General features: G+C 50.7%; 16 protein-coding genes. 12 read left to right on the plus strand and 4 right to left on the minus strand.

Features of this window, described 5'->3' with window-relative positions; translation table 11 throughout:
- The first annotated feature begins 38 nt into the window (after positions 1–38).
- From doeA to OXI60_11835, 4 genes are all read left to right on the plus strand, one after another.
- Positions 39–1,220 carry an ectoine hydrolase DoeA gene (gene doeA, locus OXI60_11820; GenBank protein MDE0310498.1) on the plus strand — a complete coding sequence of 394 codons (1,182 nt, stop codon included), beginning with the start codon at positions 39–41 and terminating at the stop codon, positions 1,218–1,220.
- Positions 1,217–1,849 carry a glutathione S-transferase N-terminal domain-containing protein gene (locus OXI60_11825; GenBank protein ID MDE0310499.1) on the plus strand — a complete coding sequence of 211 codons (633 nt, stop codon included), beginning with the start codon at positions 1,217–1,219 and terminating at the stop codon, positions 1,847–1,849. Before doeA ends, OXI60_11825 begins: the two co-directional genes overlap by 4 nt.
- A 138-nt stretch (positions 1,850–1,987) precedes the next feature.
- On the plus strand, positions 1,988–2,782 hold the full coding sequence (locus OXI60_11830; GenBank protein ID MDE0310500.1) for a formyltransferase family protein: 795 nt from the start codon (positions 1,988–1,990) through the stop codon (positions 2,780–2,782).
- A gap of 219 nt (positions 2,783–3,001) precedes the next feature.
- On the plus strand, positions 3,002–4,195 hold the full coding sequence (locus OXI60_11835; protein MDE0310501.1) for a penicillin-binding transpeptidase domain-containing protein: 1,194 nt from the start codon (positions 3,002–3,004) through the stop codon (positions 4,193–4,195).
- A 253-nt stretch (positions 4,196–4,448) separates the two neighbouring features.
- Here the strand turns inward: OXI60_11835 and OXI60_11840 are convergent, their stop codons facing one another.
- The 3 genes from OXI60_11840 to OXI60_11850 all read right to left on the minus strand — a co-directional run bounded on the left by OXI60_11840 (position 4,449) and on the right by OXI60_11850 (position 8,622).
- Positions 4,449–6,527 carry an ABC transporter permease subunit gene (locus tag OXI60_11840; GenBank protein ID MDE0310502.1) on the minus strand — a complete coding sequence of 693 codons (2,079 nt, stop codon included), beginning with the start codon at positions 6,525–6,527 and terminating at the stop codon, positions 4,449–4,451.
- A 3-nt stretch (positions 6,528–6,530) separates the two neighbouring features.
- Positions 6,531–7,604, minus strand: a complete 1,074-nt coding sequence (locus tag OXI60_11845) for a betaine/proline/choline family ABC transporter ATP-binding protein (protein MDE0310503.1) — start codon at positions 7,602–7,604, stop codon at positions 6,531–6,533.
- A gap of 85 nt (positions 7,605–7,689) precedes the next feature.
- The gene (locus tag OXI60_11850; GenBank protein ID MDE0310504.1) at positions 7,690–8,622 is read right to left on the minus strand and encodes an ABC transporter substrate-binding protein; all 933 of its coding nucleotides are present in this window, start codon (positions 8,620–8,622) and stop codon (positions 7,690–7,692) included.
- 488 nt (positions 8,623–9,110) lie between these two features.
- On the opposite strand from OXI60_11850, the gene thyA reads away from it, so the two are divergent.
- Positions 9,111–9,989 carry a thymidylate synthase gene (gene thyA, locus OXI60_11855; GenBank protein ID MDE0310505.1) on the plus strand — a complete coding sequence of 293 codons (879 nt, stop codon included), beginning with the start codon at positions 9,111–9,113 and terminating at the stop codon, positions 9,987–9,989.
- A 38-nt stretch (positions 9,990–10,027) separates the two neighbouring features.
- A complete protein-coding gene (locus tag OXI60_11860; protein MDE0310506.1) occupies positions 10,028–10,474 on the plus strand; it encodes a dihydrofolate reductase in 447 nt (148 codons plus the stop codon).
- 30 nt (positions 10,475–10,504) lie between these two features.
- Here the strand turns inward: OXI60_11860 and OXI60_11865 are convergent, their stop codons facing one another.
- The gene (locus OXI60_11865; GenBank protein MDE0310507.1) at positions 10,505–10,696 is read right to left on the minus strand and encodes a hypothetical protein; all 192 of its coding nucleotides are present in this window, start codon (positions 10,694–10,696) and stop codon (positions 10,505–10,507) included.
- Positions 10,697–10,769: 73 nt separating this feature from the next.
- On the opposite strand from OXI60_11865, the gene glnK reads away from it, so the two are divergent.
- The 6 genes from glnK to OXI60_11895 all read left to right on the plus strand — a co-directional run.
- On the plus strand, positions 10,770–11,108 hold the full coding sequence (gene glnK / locus OXI60_11870; GenBank protein ID MDE0310508.1) for a P-II family nitrogen regulator: 339 nt from the start codon (positions 10,770–10,772) through the stop codon (positions 11,106–11,108).
- Between the two features lie 25 nt (positions 11,109–11,133).
- A complete protein-coding gene (locus OXI60_11875) occupies positions 11,134–12,429 on the plus strand; it encodes an ammonium transporter (GenBank protein MDE0310509.1) in 1,296 nt (431 codons plus the stop codon).
- 154 nt (positions 12,430–12,583) lie between these two features.
- Positions 12,584–13,162, plus strand: coding sequence for an NAD(P)H-dependent oxidoreductase (locus OXI60_11880; GenBank protein ID MDE0310510.1), 579 nt, complete (start codon positions 12,584–12,586; stop codon positions 13,160–13,162).
- Positions 13,163–13,244: 82 nt separating this feature from the next.
- A complete protein-coding gene (locus OXI60_11885) occupies positions 13,245–13,529 on the plus strand; it encodes a transposase (protein ID MDE0310511.1) in 285 nt (94 codons plus the stop codon).
- A gap of 704 nt (positions 13,530–14,233) precedes the next feature.
- On the plus strand, positions 14,234–14,956 hold the full coding sequence (locus OXI60_11890) for a hypothetical protein (protein MDE0310512.1): 723 nt from the start codon (positions 14,234–14,236) through the stop codon (positions 14,954–14,956).
- Positions 14,957–14,996: 40 nt separating this feature from the next.
- A partial coding sequence (locus OXI60_11895; protein MDE0310513.1) for an efflux RND transporter permease subunit occupies positions 14,997–16,905 on the plus strand: 1,909 nt, incomplete at its 3' end.

Raw genomic sequence — 16,905 nt, forward strand, 5'->3', positions numbered from 1 at the left:
AAATTAGATCAACTGCGACTGAATGAGGTGTGAACAAGATGCCAGATGTACCGCTCAACTTCCAGATTTCCGAATATGAGGATCGAATTAGTAAGACACGACAGGCCATGGAGTCGTCTGGTGTCGAGTTGATGATTACAGTCGATCCATCCAACATGGCATGGCTCACGGGTTACGATGGATGGTCGTTTTACACGCCGCAGTGCGTGCTTCTGACTCTGTCCGACGGACCGATCTGGTTTGGTCGGGCGATGGATGCAAAAGGCGCGCTTCGTACCGTGTTCATGCCGGAACATGACATTTGGTTCTATACGGACGATTACGTCATGACACCCGAACGTCATGCGATGGATCTGCTGTCGCAGAAGATCACTGATCGGGGTTGGGGAGCATTGAGGATCGGGGTTGAGATGGACAATTACTACTTCTCCGCGGCAACTCACCAGTCGTTGGAGAAGGGACTTCCGAATGCGACTTTCATTGATGCCAACTTATTGGTGAACTGGCAACGTACAGTCAAATCTGAGCAGGAGCTCATTTACATGAAAAGGGCTGGACGCATCGTTGAAACCATGCACGAGATGATTTTCGAGAAAATTGAGCCGGGAATGCGGAAAAATGATCTGGTCGCGGAAATCTATCGCACCGCGATTGCAGGCACGGACGGACACGGTGGGGATTATCCAGCAATCGTCCCCATGGTACCGTCCGGAGTTGACACCTCAACAGCCCATCTTACGTGGAATGATCTTCCGTTCAATTCCGATGAAGGTTCGTTTTTTGAGATTGCCGGGTGTCATCGTCGCTACCACTGCCCGCTATGCCGCACGATTTATCTCGGAGAACCGCCGCTTAAGTTTCTAAACGTGGAAAAAGCAGTTCTGGAGGGAATGGAAGCCGGACTCGAAATGGCACGTGCCGGAAATCTCGCGGAAGATATCATCATCGCATTCAATCGCGCACTGAACAGGTACGGAATTACCAAGGATGGCCGCTCAGGTTATCCGATCGGGCTGAGCTACCCGCCGGACTGGGGCGAGCGTACGGTCAGTCTTCGTCTGGGAGACAGAACAGTCCTTGAGGAGAACATGACCTTTCACTTCATGACGGCGCTGTGGTCAGATGACTGGGGATTTGAAATTACCGAAAGCATCATCATCAAACAGAGCGGTCCGGAACTTCTTGCCAACTATCCTAGAAAATTACTGGTAAAAAAATGAGTTCAAACATACAACTGTACACGTGGGGCACACCGAACGGCAGAAAGATCTCGATCGCATTGGAAGAGATGGGGGCGAGCTACGATGTTCAGTCGGTCAACATCCTCGAGGGCGAACAATTCAGTGAAAGCTTTACCGCGATCAGTCCAAGCAGCAAGATTCCCTGTATTGTCGACCCTGAGGGAATGCATGGTCAATCGACCTCGATCTTTGAATCGGGTGCCATCCTGATCTACCTCGCACGAAAATTTGGAAGGTTTGGCGGATCAGACCCAGCCAGTGAGTTGGAAATCCTGCAATGGGTCATGTGGCAGATGGGCAATGTCGGTCCCGTACTCGGACAACTGCACCATTTTCGAAAGTTTTCGAAAACCAAAGTACCCTATGCCATCAAGCGATTTGACAACATCGCAGACAAGCTTTACCGGGTGCTTGACTCCCGTCTTGCGTCCCGCAATTATGTGGTCGACGACTATTCGATCGCAGACATGGCCATCTATCCGTGGGCTGCGCGATTTGAATGGCAGAATATTGATCTTCGAACCTATCCCAACGTCAAACGATGGTTTGACATGCTGTCGGAACGTCCTGCGGTGAACACAGGCATGCGGGTGCCATTTCTGAACTGAAACTCTCCCAAATCCACAACCGTCTGCGCAATGTCAGATTCGCATCCCGAAATAACTTTGTTTGGCAGCTTCAGCAACTTTACCCATTGTGCCCTGAAGTGCCTGATTGAAAATGACTTTTGCCCGCAGCGGCTGGTGATGTCCGCATATGGCCCGGGCGATGCTCCGCCCAGTGACAGTTTGCCGGTTCTGTTCCAGTCGGGCACCCCCGGCATAGTTGAACTGAGTGAAGAGTATGGGATACCCGTCACTTACAGTATGCAGCAGCACAGTCTCGAGGGGATTCTGTCGGAGCATTCCTCGGATTTTTTCGTACTCGCCTGCTATCCGAAAATTCTACCTGACACGACCACCCGCATCCCGACCGCGGGCTGTATCAATATCCACCCGTCCCTGTTACCTCGGTACAAGGGGTTAAATCCGATTTTCTGGCAGTTGCGCAACGGCGAGACTGACACTGGCGTGACGTTACATCAGGTCACCTCGGAAATTGATGGCGGGAATATCCTGATGGCGAGAAAGCTCACCTATCCGGATGGTTGCAGCATCAATGAAATTGAGGATGCTCTTGTTGGCACGGCAATTGAGGCGTTGACATCACTGCTATGTCAAGTCCCGTCCGAATGGGCCGCACGAGAACAAAATCCCGCCCAGGCTACCTGGCATCCGGCGCCATGTGACAACGATTTTGTAATTGACGCCACTTGGCGCAGCAAGACGGTCTGGAACTTCGCCCGAGCTTATGCGGGAACAGGTCGGCCAATGAGATTCATCAATCGGTCGCAAACCCACCGGATTGCAGATGTGCTCGAATACGGAAAAAATACCAAGTTTTCGGATAAGTCATCGGACAATTCGACAGTTTTGGCGCATCTTGCTGATGGATATGCTGTATTCACTGTTGAAAACCCTGAACCGAAAAAACTAAAATAATGGGAAGAAAATCATCTGTCCGCCATAATTTCGGTGTCCGACCATCTGATGAGAACGAGTTCCACATTCCGTAATTCGATAGTTATCGGCTACAGAAAAGTCAAGCCACCTCCCCGGCGTCATTATCAATTTGAAGAAAATCGATTCGCCAAAAGACGGGGACATTCTTCGGTTGGCTCTTCGGTTGGCTATCTGGGTTTGGTGCTCAAATGCTGTGTGATGGCTACTCTATTCGTCGGCGTTCTGCTATATCCGCCAGAATCCGCTGAGACCGGCAGTATCAAGTTAACCAGCATATGGAACCTGGATACCCACCACGTCGCTAATTCAATCACGCCGTTCGTTCGTGAAAATGAATATCCCGAGGTGGTCCAGCTGAGGTCTGACCAATTCATGGTTGAAGCATCCGTGGAGTACCATCTGGATCCGCAATTCAAGCAGCACATCGATGATATTCTCACACACTACAAGCCAGATTTTGCGGCCGTAGTCGCCATTGATCCCGAAACCGGGAAGATTCTCGCATTAAACAGCTTCGTCAGGGACGGAGAGCCCGTCGGCAATCTGACTGTTCACTCCGGTTTCCCTGCCGCATCCCTGTTCAAGATTGTTACCGCAACGGCAGTTCTCGATCAGAACATCTCTACTCCGGACACTCTCTATCAGTTCAACGGGAAAGATACTTCCCTGTATAAAAAAAATGTGTTGAGACATAAGAAGAACAAATGGACCAGGACTGTCACGCTGACGAGCGCTTTTGGACGATCGATCAATACTGTGTTCGGGCGAATGGGAGTATTTGAAGTGGGCGGCGACGCATTGATTGATTACTCCAGGACCTTTGGATTCGATCACATGCTTCCGCTTGACCTGGTTATTGATAAGAGTCAGGTAAAGATCGACCCCAGTGATGAGTGGCAAGTCGCCGAGGCAGCGTCAGGTTACACGAATTCGATCACGATGAGCCCTTTGCATGCAGCAATGATGGTGGCAACGATTGTCAACGATGGCGTAGCAGTCGAACCGCGGCTGATCAAGTCTGCTCACTACCCTGACGGTCCGCCGCTATACACCTCTGAAAAAAACTCCAAGCAGATATTGGATGTGTCGACCGCGCAGGATATGCGGGTGCTGATGCGCGATACTGTCGCAAAAGGTTCTGCACGAAAACGATTCCGAGGATTTTTCAAAGGCGAGTATGCCGACCTGGATGTTGGCGGCAAAACCGGTTCCCTGACAGGTAACAATCCTCAGGGACGAACTGAGTGGTTCGTCGGTTACGCGGACTCGGGAACCAAGCAGATTGCCGTAGCCGCAGTCGTCGTCAACAAGGACAAATGGCGCATCAAGCCTTCTGCACTGACGCGCAAGGTTTTTGAGGAATATTTCAAAAAGTCAAATGCCAGCGGCTGACTCTTGCCGCCGCGATACCGCGGGGATTTCTTTGCCACGTTTTTTTGCCCCCGTTGATATGACCTCAATTTGCTCCGAGTCTGAACAGTTCGCAGTGACGCATCACCAAAGTCTTTCAGCATAAGCAATCCGAACCGCACAAAGTTCCGCAATGCCTGAGTGAAGACAGACTCGAGTGCAGTCAGCGGCAGCCTGTGCAGATTCAACGCAGGAAATTGTCGCCACCGAAGGCTACGCCTTCTTAACGTGCTGCTTACACGACTCCTTCCAGGCGAATACCCAGCTTACTTTGCATTTTCCGACTGACACTCTGTGTAATTCGGTCCGCGATCATTGCAATGATTGCCATGCCGATGCCCGCAGTCATTCCAACTGCAAAATCGCCGTCACCCAGTCCGATGTAAATCTGCTGTCCAAGATCATCAGTTCCGACCAGTGCGGTAATCACCAACATTGAAATGGCGAACATAATTGTCTGATTCAATCCCAGCATTATTGAAGGCACCGCAAGCGGTAGTTTCACCTGGAACAGCAATTGCAAGCGTGTGCATCCGACTGTTGTCGCCGCATCGATCACGTCTTTGGACAGATTGCGCAGTCCATGTTCCGTGTAGCGAATAGCCGGGACGATGGCAAAGATCACGATTGATAAAAGTGCCGTGAACTCGCCGATCTTGAAAACCATTACAAACGGGATCAGAATGACGAACAGCGGCATGGTCTGCAAGGTGTCGATTACAGGACGTACGACAACAGAAACCTTTTCGTTCTCCGATGCCCAGATTCCTATCACACCGCCCAGAATGAACGCAATGAGAACAGCCACACCACACAGGTAGAGAGAAACAACCGCAGGAGCCCATATACCTGTGAGCAGAATAAACGCCAATCCTGCCACGATCCAGATTGCAAGACTTCTGCCGCCCGCCTGCCAGCCAATCGCGATGATGATCAGACTCAAGGCGGTCCAGGCTGTTCCCGTCAAACCGCTGTAGAGCAAAAGTGCAATCAGCGCAACCCAGATAGCCTGCAGATAGCGGGCTTTGAACGCCAGCACTGCCACAGGAACGATCGCCAGTGCAACATAGATCCCTGTCACCAAAGGTGTCATCGCAAAACCCCATGAAAACGGACTGATCGCCTGTTTCAGTCCGATCTTGATCGGCAGCATCAGATAGAAGAAAGCTGTTTGCTTGATCCCTTCCAGAAAGACGCGGAATTCAACAAACAGCCATTCCAGACTGGCGTTCATCGCCGGAGCCGGATTGATGATCAGTTGTTTCGGCCATACCGCCAATATCGAGATGAACTGTGCCACAATCCCAATCAGCAATGCGAAACCGGCACAAATCAGCCAGCCAAGCCGTCTCCTTTTTCGCTCAAGCGGGTCAACAGCCGCGCTGTGCATTGCGAAGCCCGATGTAATTCGGTCAAGAATCATCGCCATCAGGGCAATCACAATGCCGGCCAGGATGCTTTCGCCAAACAGAGCTTTGCGTATGGTTGACAGAACTTCCCAGCCAATGTCGTTCGTGCCCCCGATAATTGAGGCGATGATGACCATTGACAATGAAGCCATGGTGGCTTGATTGACTCCCAAAAGCAACTGGCGGCTCGCTGTCGGTACTCGAACGCGCCAAAACAATTGTGACGGTGTTGCACCACTCATCAAGCCTGAGTCGATAATGGTTGCGGGCACACCGCGCAAGCCTACGATGGTGTTGCGCACCATCGGCGGAAAAGCAAACAGCACGGAAGCGACGAGTCCTACCGTTGTTCCGAATCCGAAAAGTAACAGAATTGGCAGCAGATAGGCAAAAGCGGGAACAGTTTGCATCAGATCGAGTACCGGCATGATGACCCGGAAGGCTCGTTCTGACATGAACCCCCACGTGCCGAGGGCAAATCCCACTGCAACTGCAAGCGGGATGGAAATGACAACGAGCGAAAACGAGTTCATTGACTGTTCCCAAAAACCGAAAGTCACCATGTACAGGATGCTCCCCGCGCAGAATACTGCCAGTCCGAATCCTTTTGCCTGATAGGCTGCATAGGTTGCCAATATCAGCGCGGCAGCCCAAGGAATAGCATTCAGGACAGTCTTCGCGAACAGTATCGGCCAATCGAATACCCAGGCGATTGCCTTGAAGAACCAGCCAAAAGCCAGAACAAACCAGCGCATGGCGTTGTTCATCGGTTCAGTCAACGGTAAGACCAAACTCTCCGGATATCTATACAGTACACCCAGACTGTCGCCCAACACCACACAAATCGCGGTGAAAATCACCGCGCCAGACCAAACGTAGAGAGACTGCTTTGTGTTGCCGTTCACGGGTCAAATCTTTGCTGTTGCAGTCGACATGCCGCTCGCCAGTGCGGCGATGACATCATGCCCGGTCATGTGGAAAAGAGCATTGTCATTGGAGCGGACAGCCACCCCAGACTTATTCTTTACGAGTTCCGGCAGCAAGTCGGAGACCTTGGTATCTGCACTCACTTCCTTCAGTCCTTCCGGTGGAGGGCTGTCGGACGCAATGTCACCGGCTGTCAGAATCATTTCCCATGGCACATCATTGGTGAACTCGCGGACATACGAGTCCGCTGGATTCAGGATCAGGTCAACGGGTCGGCCAACCTGAACCACCGCACCATCTTTCATGATTGCCATACGATCTGCAACACGCAGGGCTTCAAGAAAATCATGTGTGATGAAAACAATAGACTTGTGCAGTTCCTGCTGCAGTCGCAGGAACTCGTCCTGCATTTGCCTGCGAATGAGCGGGTCCAGCGCACTGAATGGCTCATCCAGAAACCATACTTCCGGCTCAACGGCCAAGGATCTCGCGATGCCAACCCGCTGTTGCTGTCCACCTGACAGCTGACTGGGGTAGCTTTCTTCCCGACCTTCAAGACCGACCAGGGCAATCACGCGTTCGACCCGTGTCATACGCTCCTGCATGGCCATACCCTGAAGCTTGAGCGGGAAGCCAATATTTTCCCGTACATTCAGATGAGGCAGAAGACCAAAACTCTGGAAGACCATCCCCATTTTGTAGCGGCGAAAATCGATCAGTTCTTTCGGACTCGCTTTCAGCAGATCCTGCCCGTCCAGCAGAATCTGCCCGGAAGTCGGTTCCACCAGCCGCGAAAGACATCGCACAACAGTTGACTTGCCAGAACCGGACAGGCCCATGATCACAAAGATCTCTCCGTGCATCAGATCGAAATTGACATCCGTTGACGCGACAATGCCGCCTTGGTCTCGGATGCTTTGGGCCAATTCCTTGCCGTCGCCACCATTTTGCGGCAGTCGGCTTTCGTCGCTTAGATAGTTCGCGACGTCAGGACCATAGAGTTTCCAAAGATTCCTGCAGGACAGTTTCGGTGTAGTAGAGTTATCGGAAGACACGATATTTGTACCTCATGGAATGAAATGCAACCGGATTTGCGTTGCTGCGCAAATCCGGTTGTTCGCAAAATTAAACTTGATCCGTCTACATTGCAGCCTCAATCCACGGGCGCCACATGGATTCGTTGGCAGCCATCCATTCAGACATGACCTCTTCAATCGGGCGATTGTTCTGATCGACCTCATAAATAAGCTCGTTTTGCACTGCATTGGTCAGTGTCATCTGTTCCGCAACTTTCAGTGCGGCGGGAAATTTCTCACCGAATGACTTGGAGATAATCTTATCGACTGTGGCCTGCTGAAATCCGCAGGCAGACCCGCGCTGCTGGCTGCCCTCGTCACATGCACCATGTTCCGTATCCCATTGCACCCAGTTCATGTCAATTTCCGCGAATACCCAGTGCGGTTCCCAGAACATCAGCAGAATCGGCTGTTCCGCTGCCAGCGCACTTTTAAGCTCGGCGACCATTGCGCCTTCTGAGCCGCCGGGAATCGGCTTAAGTGGCAATTCAATCAGTTTCACCAGATCTGATGAGCGGGTTCCCCAGTCTGCCGGATAGGTAATCAGGCGACCATTCGGAAACGTATCTGCGGCTGCAAAGGCGTTCGCGCAATCATACAGCGCCTCATATGAAGGGAGTCCCGGGCACCTTTCTTCCATGTAAGGTGGATAAATCCATCCTTCCTGTGGAGATATGCCCAAACCGCCCAGTACGATAATGTCGCCGCTCTCAACCGCTTTGGGGTAGATGTCACCGACATTGTTGGTCCAGGTTTCGGGCTGGAAATGCAGACTGCCTTCAGCGATTGCTGCGAGTTGAGGAACTGCTCCAGCAGTGATGAGTTCCACTTCGTGTCCCAGTTCCCTAAACAGGTTCGCGGCAAAGTGTGCTGAAATATGCTGGCCAGTCCATTCATTCAGCGCGATTTTGATGGGTTCCGCATTGGCAATGCCATGAATCGACATCAGAGCGAACGCTGCCACCAATATTGATCTCAGACGTTTAACGAAGTACATGAATTTCTCCTACATAATATTTAGTCAATTGCAGTTCATTTTGTTTGATTGAATTATGGCACAAAGTTTAGGCCATGTTCCGCAGTTCAACTTTTAAACCTGGCGCAACTAGACATCTCTTTGTTGCCGGCGGTTGCGACCACACCTGCGAAATCTGATCCGGATGTATCCGACACCTGCAGCATGTACACAAACTTCTGTCACGTCACCGTCGAGTTGGTAAAATTCCCTGACAGCAGGGAGTCGACAATCCATTGCACTAAAGTCAAAACAACGCCGAGTTATTCGCGATTCGTCGTCAGGTATTGTGATCCCCTCATCGCCGAAATAACAGGACAATTCCAATAACGGCGTTTGATTCGCCAGTAAGTTGCAGTATTTCGAATTGACTGCAACGATCGGCAGGCGGATGTATTGCGTTGTCATCAGTGCGAGCCACTGGCAACAAGAGAGATAAGTTTGAAATTCCAGCGATTCTACTTTCGGTTATGCGGCAATATCTCGATCTAACCCAACACGTCCTTGATCACGGTCAGAGAAAGGAAAACCGAACAGGAGTCGACACGCTTTCCACATTCAACTACAACTACGAAGTCGATCTGCGGGATGGTTTTCCACTACTGACAACCAAAGAGATTTCCTGGAAAAATATCCTGATCGAAAATTTGTGGTTCCTATCAGGAAGTACCGACATCAGTCTTCTGCGAAAGCACAACTGCAAGTTCTGGGACCCTTGGGCTGATGCGGATGGCCACGTTCCCAGTGCCTATGGGAACTTCTGGCGATCGTTTCCATCCGCCGGCGAAAACGGTACCCAGTTCAATGATCAGATTGCATGGGTATTGGAGAGTATCAGAAATAACCCGATGAGCCGAAGACACGTCGTATCCGCGTGGTATCCGAGCAACGCTCAAAACAGTGATCTGCCACCTTGTCATGCGTTCTGGGCGCTGAATGTGCAGACAACCGAAGACGGCGAGCCGATTCTGTGTCTTCACCTCACTCAACGAAGTGCGGACGTCGCGCTCGGCGTCCCCTATAACATCGCCGGCTATGCGTTCATTCTGGAACTGTTCGCCCACCTGACAGGAATCAAGGCAGGTATTTTCGCCCACACGCTCATTGATGCGCACATCTACACCTCCAAACCGGATGGTTCGGGTGGTGAATATGACCATATACCAGGACTCACGGAACAATTGGGCCGTGAACCCAGAAAGCTTCCGAAACTGACCATCGACCCCGGAATCCGGTCGCTGAAAGATATTGAATCTCGCCTTGATGCCGACCTCGACGAAATCTTCCTGACATTCCGACTTGAAGGCTATCGACCTCACGATGCAATAAACTTCCGAGTGGCGGTCTGACATTCAAAATGACACGTAGATGCGGGATCATTGTCGCAATGAACGCGAACCGTGTCATAGGCAAAGCGGGTACCACCCCTTGGCATTATTCGGCAGACCTCAAGCGCTTCAGACAAATGACACTGGGCTCGACGGTCGTAATGGGTCGTAAAACATGGGATTCATTGCCGATCAAGCCGCTCCCCGAAAGACAGAATATTGTGATCACGCGTGGAAACGGTATCGACGAAACATCATGCAGTTCGATTTCACAGGCCATCGAAATCGCGCATTTTGAAAAAATCTGGGTCATTGGCGGAGCCGAAATTTATGCCTTGGCCGTGGAACACTGTGACCGGATGGACATCACATTTGTACCTGACACGGTCGATGAACCGGATTGCACGTACTTTCCGCCGATCGATTGGAGTCGGTGGTCTGCGGGTCCTAGGATTCAGTTCGACGACGACGATAGACTGTTCCGTCAGCAATTCACGGTGATATGAATCCGTCGATTCGGTGAAAATCACGTCGACTCAGATTGACATCGATTTTGAGTTGACGGTTACATTGGCTGCGATTTGAACACCATTTTTCAGATCGACAGCCCCGGTCGCGGCCCGTCTGGCAAGCAACTCAACACCAATTGATCCATCACCACCAGGCACTTGTCGCACCAATTTATTCATCCATGCACCATCAAGGTGAATGACAATGCAATAATTCATGCAAAACCCATTGGATTTATTGGCATGAAAATTGCTGATAAAACCATCAGTAGACTATCTGCAGGAGGCAATAATGAAACTCGTGACCGCCATTATCAAACCGTTCAAACTGGACGACATACGCGAAGCCCTTTCCGAAATTGGCGTTCAGGGAATGACCGTTTCGGAAGTCAAGGGATTCGGCCGGCAAAAAGGTCACACAGAGCTATACCGAGGGGCTGAATATGTCGTCGACTTCGTTCCGAAAATCAAGATTGAAGTCGCAATCAGTGCCGATCAGGTGGATGATGCCATAGACACCATCCGACGCATTGCGTTGACCGGTCAGATCGGTGACGGCAAGATATTTGTGTCCGAACTGGAAAACGTTATCCGAATCCGTACCGGAGAAATGGATGCCAGTGCCATATAGCTGAATGTTTCAGGAGTTACGACAGTTGAAATCGCCGAGACTGATATTTTCCTGCCTGATGGTGTTGCTGGCTGTGCCGACTGCGGTCCAGGCACAGGAAGGGTTGAGTCCGGGCAACACGTCTTGGTTATTGACTTCTACCGCACTGGTGCTGATGATGACACTGCCGGGATTGTCGTTGTTCTACGCCGGCCTGGTGCGTAGCAAAAATGTACTGTCCATACTCATGCAGTGCTTCACCATCGCCTGTGTTGTGAGTATCGTTTGGCTGGTTGTCGGTTACTCTCTCGCTTTCGATGATCTGGGCAATGGAATCATAGGTGGTTTCGGTAAGTTTCTTTTTTCGGGCGTATCTGAACAAAGCATGACGGGGGACGTTCCTGAGTCAGCATTCGCGCTGTTTCAGGTCACCTTCGCAATCATAACTGTCGCCCTGATTGTCGGTGGATTTGCCGAACGGATCAAATTCGGCGCGGTCGTGATCTTTGCGACTCTGTGGATCATCTTCGTATACGCGCCGATCGCGCACTGGGTGTGGGGCGGTGGCTGGCTCGGATCTCTCGGCATACTGGACTTCGCGGGCGGAAACGTAGTCCACATCACCGCAGGTGTTTCCGCTCTGATCAGTGCCTGTGTCCTCGGCAATCGGAAGGGGTTTCCCAACCGGGCAATGCTCCCTCACAACATGACACTGACCATGATCGGAGCAGGATTGCTTTGGGTCGGATGGTTCGGATTCAACGGCGGCAGTGCAGTAGCCGCAAACGGAGACGCCGCGATGGCCATGCTTGTCACTCATATCTGTGCCGCCGCAGCTGCCCTGTCGTTTGTCTTCACCGAGTACCTCATGAAAAAATATGCCACCGCGCTAGCTGCCGCGACCGGCATGGTCGCTGGCTTGGTTGCGATCACACCGGCATCCGGGTTTGTCGGTCCTGCAGGTGCGTTGGTCATCGGTGTGGTCACCGGCCCGATTTCGTACTACGCTGTGCAGGTGGTCAAGCAACGACTGCAACTGGACGACTCACTGGACGTATTTCCGGTTCATGGCGTAGCGGGGATTGTCGGAACCATACTGACAGGAATTTTCGCTTCCGCGGAACTCGGAGTTTTCAGTGGTGAGGGCATGGACAATTCAATCGGCTCACAGGTTTTCATTCAGTTCATCGGTGTCATTGCTACGGTGACTTACACTGCGATAGTCACGTTCATCGTATTGAAAATTACCGAGTTGTTGGCTGGAGGGCTCAGGGTCGATGAGGAGTCCGAAATCCAGGGACTGGATGTATCAACGCATGATGAGCGAGGTTACCACTTGTAGACTGCAGCAACTCCATACGATTTCAACCTTCCCGGTGACAGGCAGGGTCCATGTACCCCCTGCATGGGAACCTTTTTTCGTTCGATTCAATCGTGTCTGGTCATTCCCGCATAGAATATCATTACGATAGAACCATCTCCACGAACGAACGGATATGCCTGTCAAGATCCTCGCTTTCGCCGGCAGCACCGGAACCCGGTCCCTCAACAAGAAACTGGTCGGTCATGCGGCTCAGCTTGCCCGGCTACAGGGTGCTGAAGTCCGTCTGATTGACTTGAAAAGTTATCCGTTGCCCTTGTACGACTCCGATCTGGAAAGGGAATCTGGAGTACCGGACAATGCATTGGCCATCCGCACACTGATGGTCGAAAGTGAGGGAATACTTGTAAGTTGCCCGGAATACAACAGCGCAATCAGCGGAGTTCTGAAAAACACCATCGACTGGGTCTCCCGGCCGGTGCCTGACCAAGCGGCACTCGCGGCTTTTACAGGTAAAACTGTTGCCTTGCTTGCTGCGTCTCCAGGCAGACTGGGAGGCATCAGAACTCTTGCGAGTGTCCGTTCCATTCTATCCAGTCTGGGAATGATCGTGGTACCGAAGCAATATTGTCTGGGTCTTGCCAATGCTGCGTTCGACGACAACGACACGCTGATTGATGAGTCCGCACATCGCGGAGTCTGTGCTGTTGTCGAACAGCTCATTGAAGTCACAGAAAGTTTGGGGGGATTATAAACATGACTTACCCATTGAAAAATTTTGCAACGTAAGCCGATAAATTAGAAAAAATATTTCACTCAGAAGCAGTCTATCAGTCATGGTCAATCGCTATGTCAAGCGCTCAAGTGGTGAATATGTTGATGGACAGGTTCATATCAACGGCATCGAGAGTTTCTGGTCGATGCTCAAGCGGGCGCATAAGGGAACGTGCCACAGGATCAGTCACAAACACCTTGACCGTTATGCGGGTGAGTTTGCCGGGCGGCACAATGTTCGGGAACTCGACACGGTCAAGCAGATGGAGTCAATCGCAGCTGGATTTATCGGCAAGCGGTTGATGGACAAAGAGCTGGCTGCTGGTGTTGATGGACGATTGCACTGAGTGTTGAGCAATCCGGTGCTGAGATGATGAAGCAGACAGTGAAGCCAGGACCGGCCCGAGGCGGTGCTGCGGCCGAAGAAGTTCACCACAGAGCAGAGCGGATTGCACGACGGTTGGTGAGCACACCGCGTATCAATAACCGAGATATCAAGGCAAGGCGGAAAATCTGCGAGATTAGCAGATTTTAGAAAATTATCCTAATGGGCAAGTCAAATTTATAATCCCCAATAATAGCCTTGGTAAATTTAGGTTTGGACAGAGAAGGAATTACAAGACAAGAAACTTATTAGCACTCCATATCAGATTATTATTCCATCTATTCACCACATCAATAGTTACACGCAATGGCCCGATTATCAACTGATTCCAATAATCAAAGTGCTCGCAGGCCGTTTTTTGGGTACCTCCAACTATTTTTGGTAATCGCAGTAATTGCTGTCGCCCTAATACTCGCCAGAGCACCTAGTCAAACCGGGCAGGAACCGACAACCGTCGGTCAGGTCGAAACCTCTTTACCGGTTGTCGAAGTAATCCAACCCGAAGCGATAACCTTCGCCTTACCGATCAAACTTTCCGGGAACGTTTCACTCAGAGAGCGGATACATATCGTTTCACAGGCCCGCGGCCGAGTCGATTGGGTATCAGAAAATTTTATTGCTGGCGGCGTTATTCCTGCAAACGAAGTGTTTCTTCGGGTCAACCCCGTGGAATACCAATTGCGTGTGCAGGAGGCACAGTCTCAATTGAAACTCGCCGAAATTAATTCGTCCGGTTCACACGCGGATTTGGCTCATCTTGATTACCTGCAAGCCCGATTGGAATTGGCCCAATTCAATCTGGAGCAAACTGAATTGTCTCTACCCTATGAATTGCAAGTTGCCCGAGGGGGAGTTGACGTCGGGGAACTTGTAGGACCAGCTGAATACGTAGGCAGGGAAGCAGCGGTGCTCGGAGTCGGCTACCGCCGGGAAGCGATCCAGGTCAGCGCAACTGTTGAACCCGAATTGCTCGAAAACACAGACCCGCTGATTGGTGCAAGCGCAAAAGTAACGGTTGGCGAAAAAGTGTTCGAAACGACCGTTTATAGAGTGTCTTCACTAGTCAGGCCAGAAACGCGCCTTGTTCCGATTTTTCTTGAACTTCCCGCAGAAGCGGTAAACGACCCATTTTTGTTACCCGGAATGTTTGCCGAAATTGAGCTTGAAGGGCCAACACACGACAACGTTTTTGTCCTGCCTTACAGCACTGTGCAATCGAACGATAAAGTTTGGACCGTGAACGATGGCGCCTTAAGCGTTGTTCAGCCCGTATCAGTTGGCCATACAGAATCAGGATGGGTCGTTGAGGCATTCGATACCGCAGATGGCATCGTTAACGGTCCTGTGCCTGGACGAAGTGAAGGATTCAAAGTTCAGATACAGAATTAAGCCCCTCTCATGAAATTGCTGCAATTCGGCGGATAGCATCTTGGACAAGGGACCCATTTCATATTTTGCGAGCAATCGGGTCGCTGCGAATCTTCTGTTAGTATTTCTCCTTGTTGGAGGACTCAGCAGTGCCTATTTTCTTCCTGTTCAACTCTTTCCAAAGATCGATTTAAGGCAGGTCACTATAGCAGTCCCGTTTCCAGGTTCGTCATCGAAGGAAATTGAACAGGACATTATTCGTCGCATTGAGGAAAGAGTCATTGGTCTAAGGGGAGTCGAACGCGTCATCTCTTCTGCCGAGCAAGGATTGGGGCTAGTCAGAATTGAAATGCATACATTTGCAGAATCAAATTCCGTCTTAGATGAAGTGAAGAGTGCAGTGGACAATATCGCAAGATTTCCACCGGCCGGCGCAGAATCCCCTGACATCAGACTGATCAACCTTAATTTCGAAGTTATGACCTTGGCGGTTTCATCTGAATCCGCATCTGAAGATGAGTTGCGGCAGGTTGTGGAAGAAATGCGAAGTGAGCTTCTTGCACAACCATCAATCTCTCATGTCGAAATTTATGGCGTACGCGACCGCGAGATCACAGTTGAGATCAATGCAGAGCAACTGCGTCGACATCAGTTGACACTATCTAGAATCGAAAGGAGAATAAAACAGGAATCTGTCAATTTTTCCTTTGGCGAACTGCGCACCGAAACCGGCAACATCATTCTCCACACCATTTCAAAGCGCTTGTCGGGTGAGATGTTTGAGGATATTCCCTTGGTCACACACTTGGACGGCACCATAGTCACACTCGGTGATGTCGCGACGGTAAGGGATGGATTTGTTGATCACGATATACGATCTGAATTAAATGGCGTTCCAACTGCGTTTGTAAGAATTAATGCCGATGAATCGCAATCCATCGTAGCGATTGCCGAGCAAGTTAAATCCTGGCTGGCAAATAAATCGATGCCGCCACATATCACAGCCATAATCTGGAACGATAGAGCTGACCTTTCTATCCAGCGCTTCAATAATATCGTTACAAACGGAATTATCGGCGCTATCTTAGTATTTATCTGCCTTGTTGCCGTGTTTGATCTGCGCTATGCCATATGGATTACGGTCGGTATTCCTGCTTCATTTATCGGGGCATTTCTGTTTTTCGGAGTCGCAGACCTGGGTTTGAATATTGCTACAATTTTTGCCTTGTTTCTACTGATCGGCATTGTTGTAGATGATGCAATTGTAGTAGGCGAAAGTATCGCCGCAGAACGAGAAAGCGGCAAGAACGCGCTGGAAGCAGCGATCAGTGGTGCGAAATCGATGTTTTGGCCGATTACGCTCGGAGGTACAACAACGGCAATCGCGTTTGTTCCTTTACTTTTTGTGACATCTGAACGCTACCAGATTGCTTCGGTAATTCCGTATATTGTGTTCTTTGTTCTGCTCGTGTCATGGATTGAGGTATTTCTTATTCTCCCGGGGCATCTGTCCAAATCCAGACCATTAGGTCACCCGCCGATAAGCCGATTACAGCAGTACGTCAACGCACGCATTGAAATGCTTCGTAATCAGGTGATTGCGCCGGCCATCACCTGGTCAGTTACGCGAATGTATTTGACTCCGATAATCGGTTTAGTGCTCGTTGCATTCGCATTCGCACTTCTGTTTACAGATACGGTTCCCCTCGTCCTTAACGACCGCGAAACGAACACTTCCGGTAATATTCAAGCCGAAGTCAGCATGCCGCCTGGCACGCCTTTTTCTATAACCTTGGAGACGGCTGAGAAAATAGCCCATGCTGCTAGGCTTGCAGATGAGAGTCTGGGCGGGCAAAATATTGAATCAGTCAGTATGGTCGTAGGATTGCCGGTCATGTTGCCTAGGCAGAGCATACATGAGGCGTTTTCGTTGGAGCGTAATTCCGTTGCTCTGCGTAGCGGATTATCGC

It is taken from the genome of Acidiferrobacterales bacterium (assembly GCA_028820695.1).
Classification (GTDB): Bacteria; Pseudomonadota; Gammaproteobacteria; order Arenicellales; family JAJDZL01; genus JAJDZL01.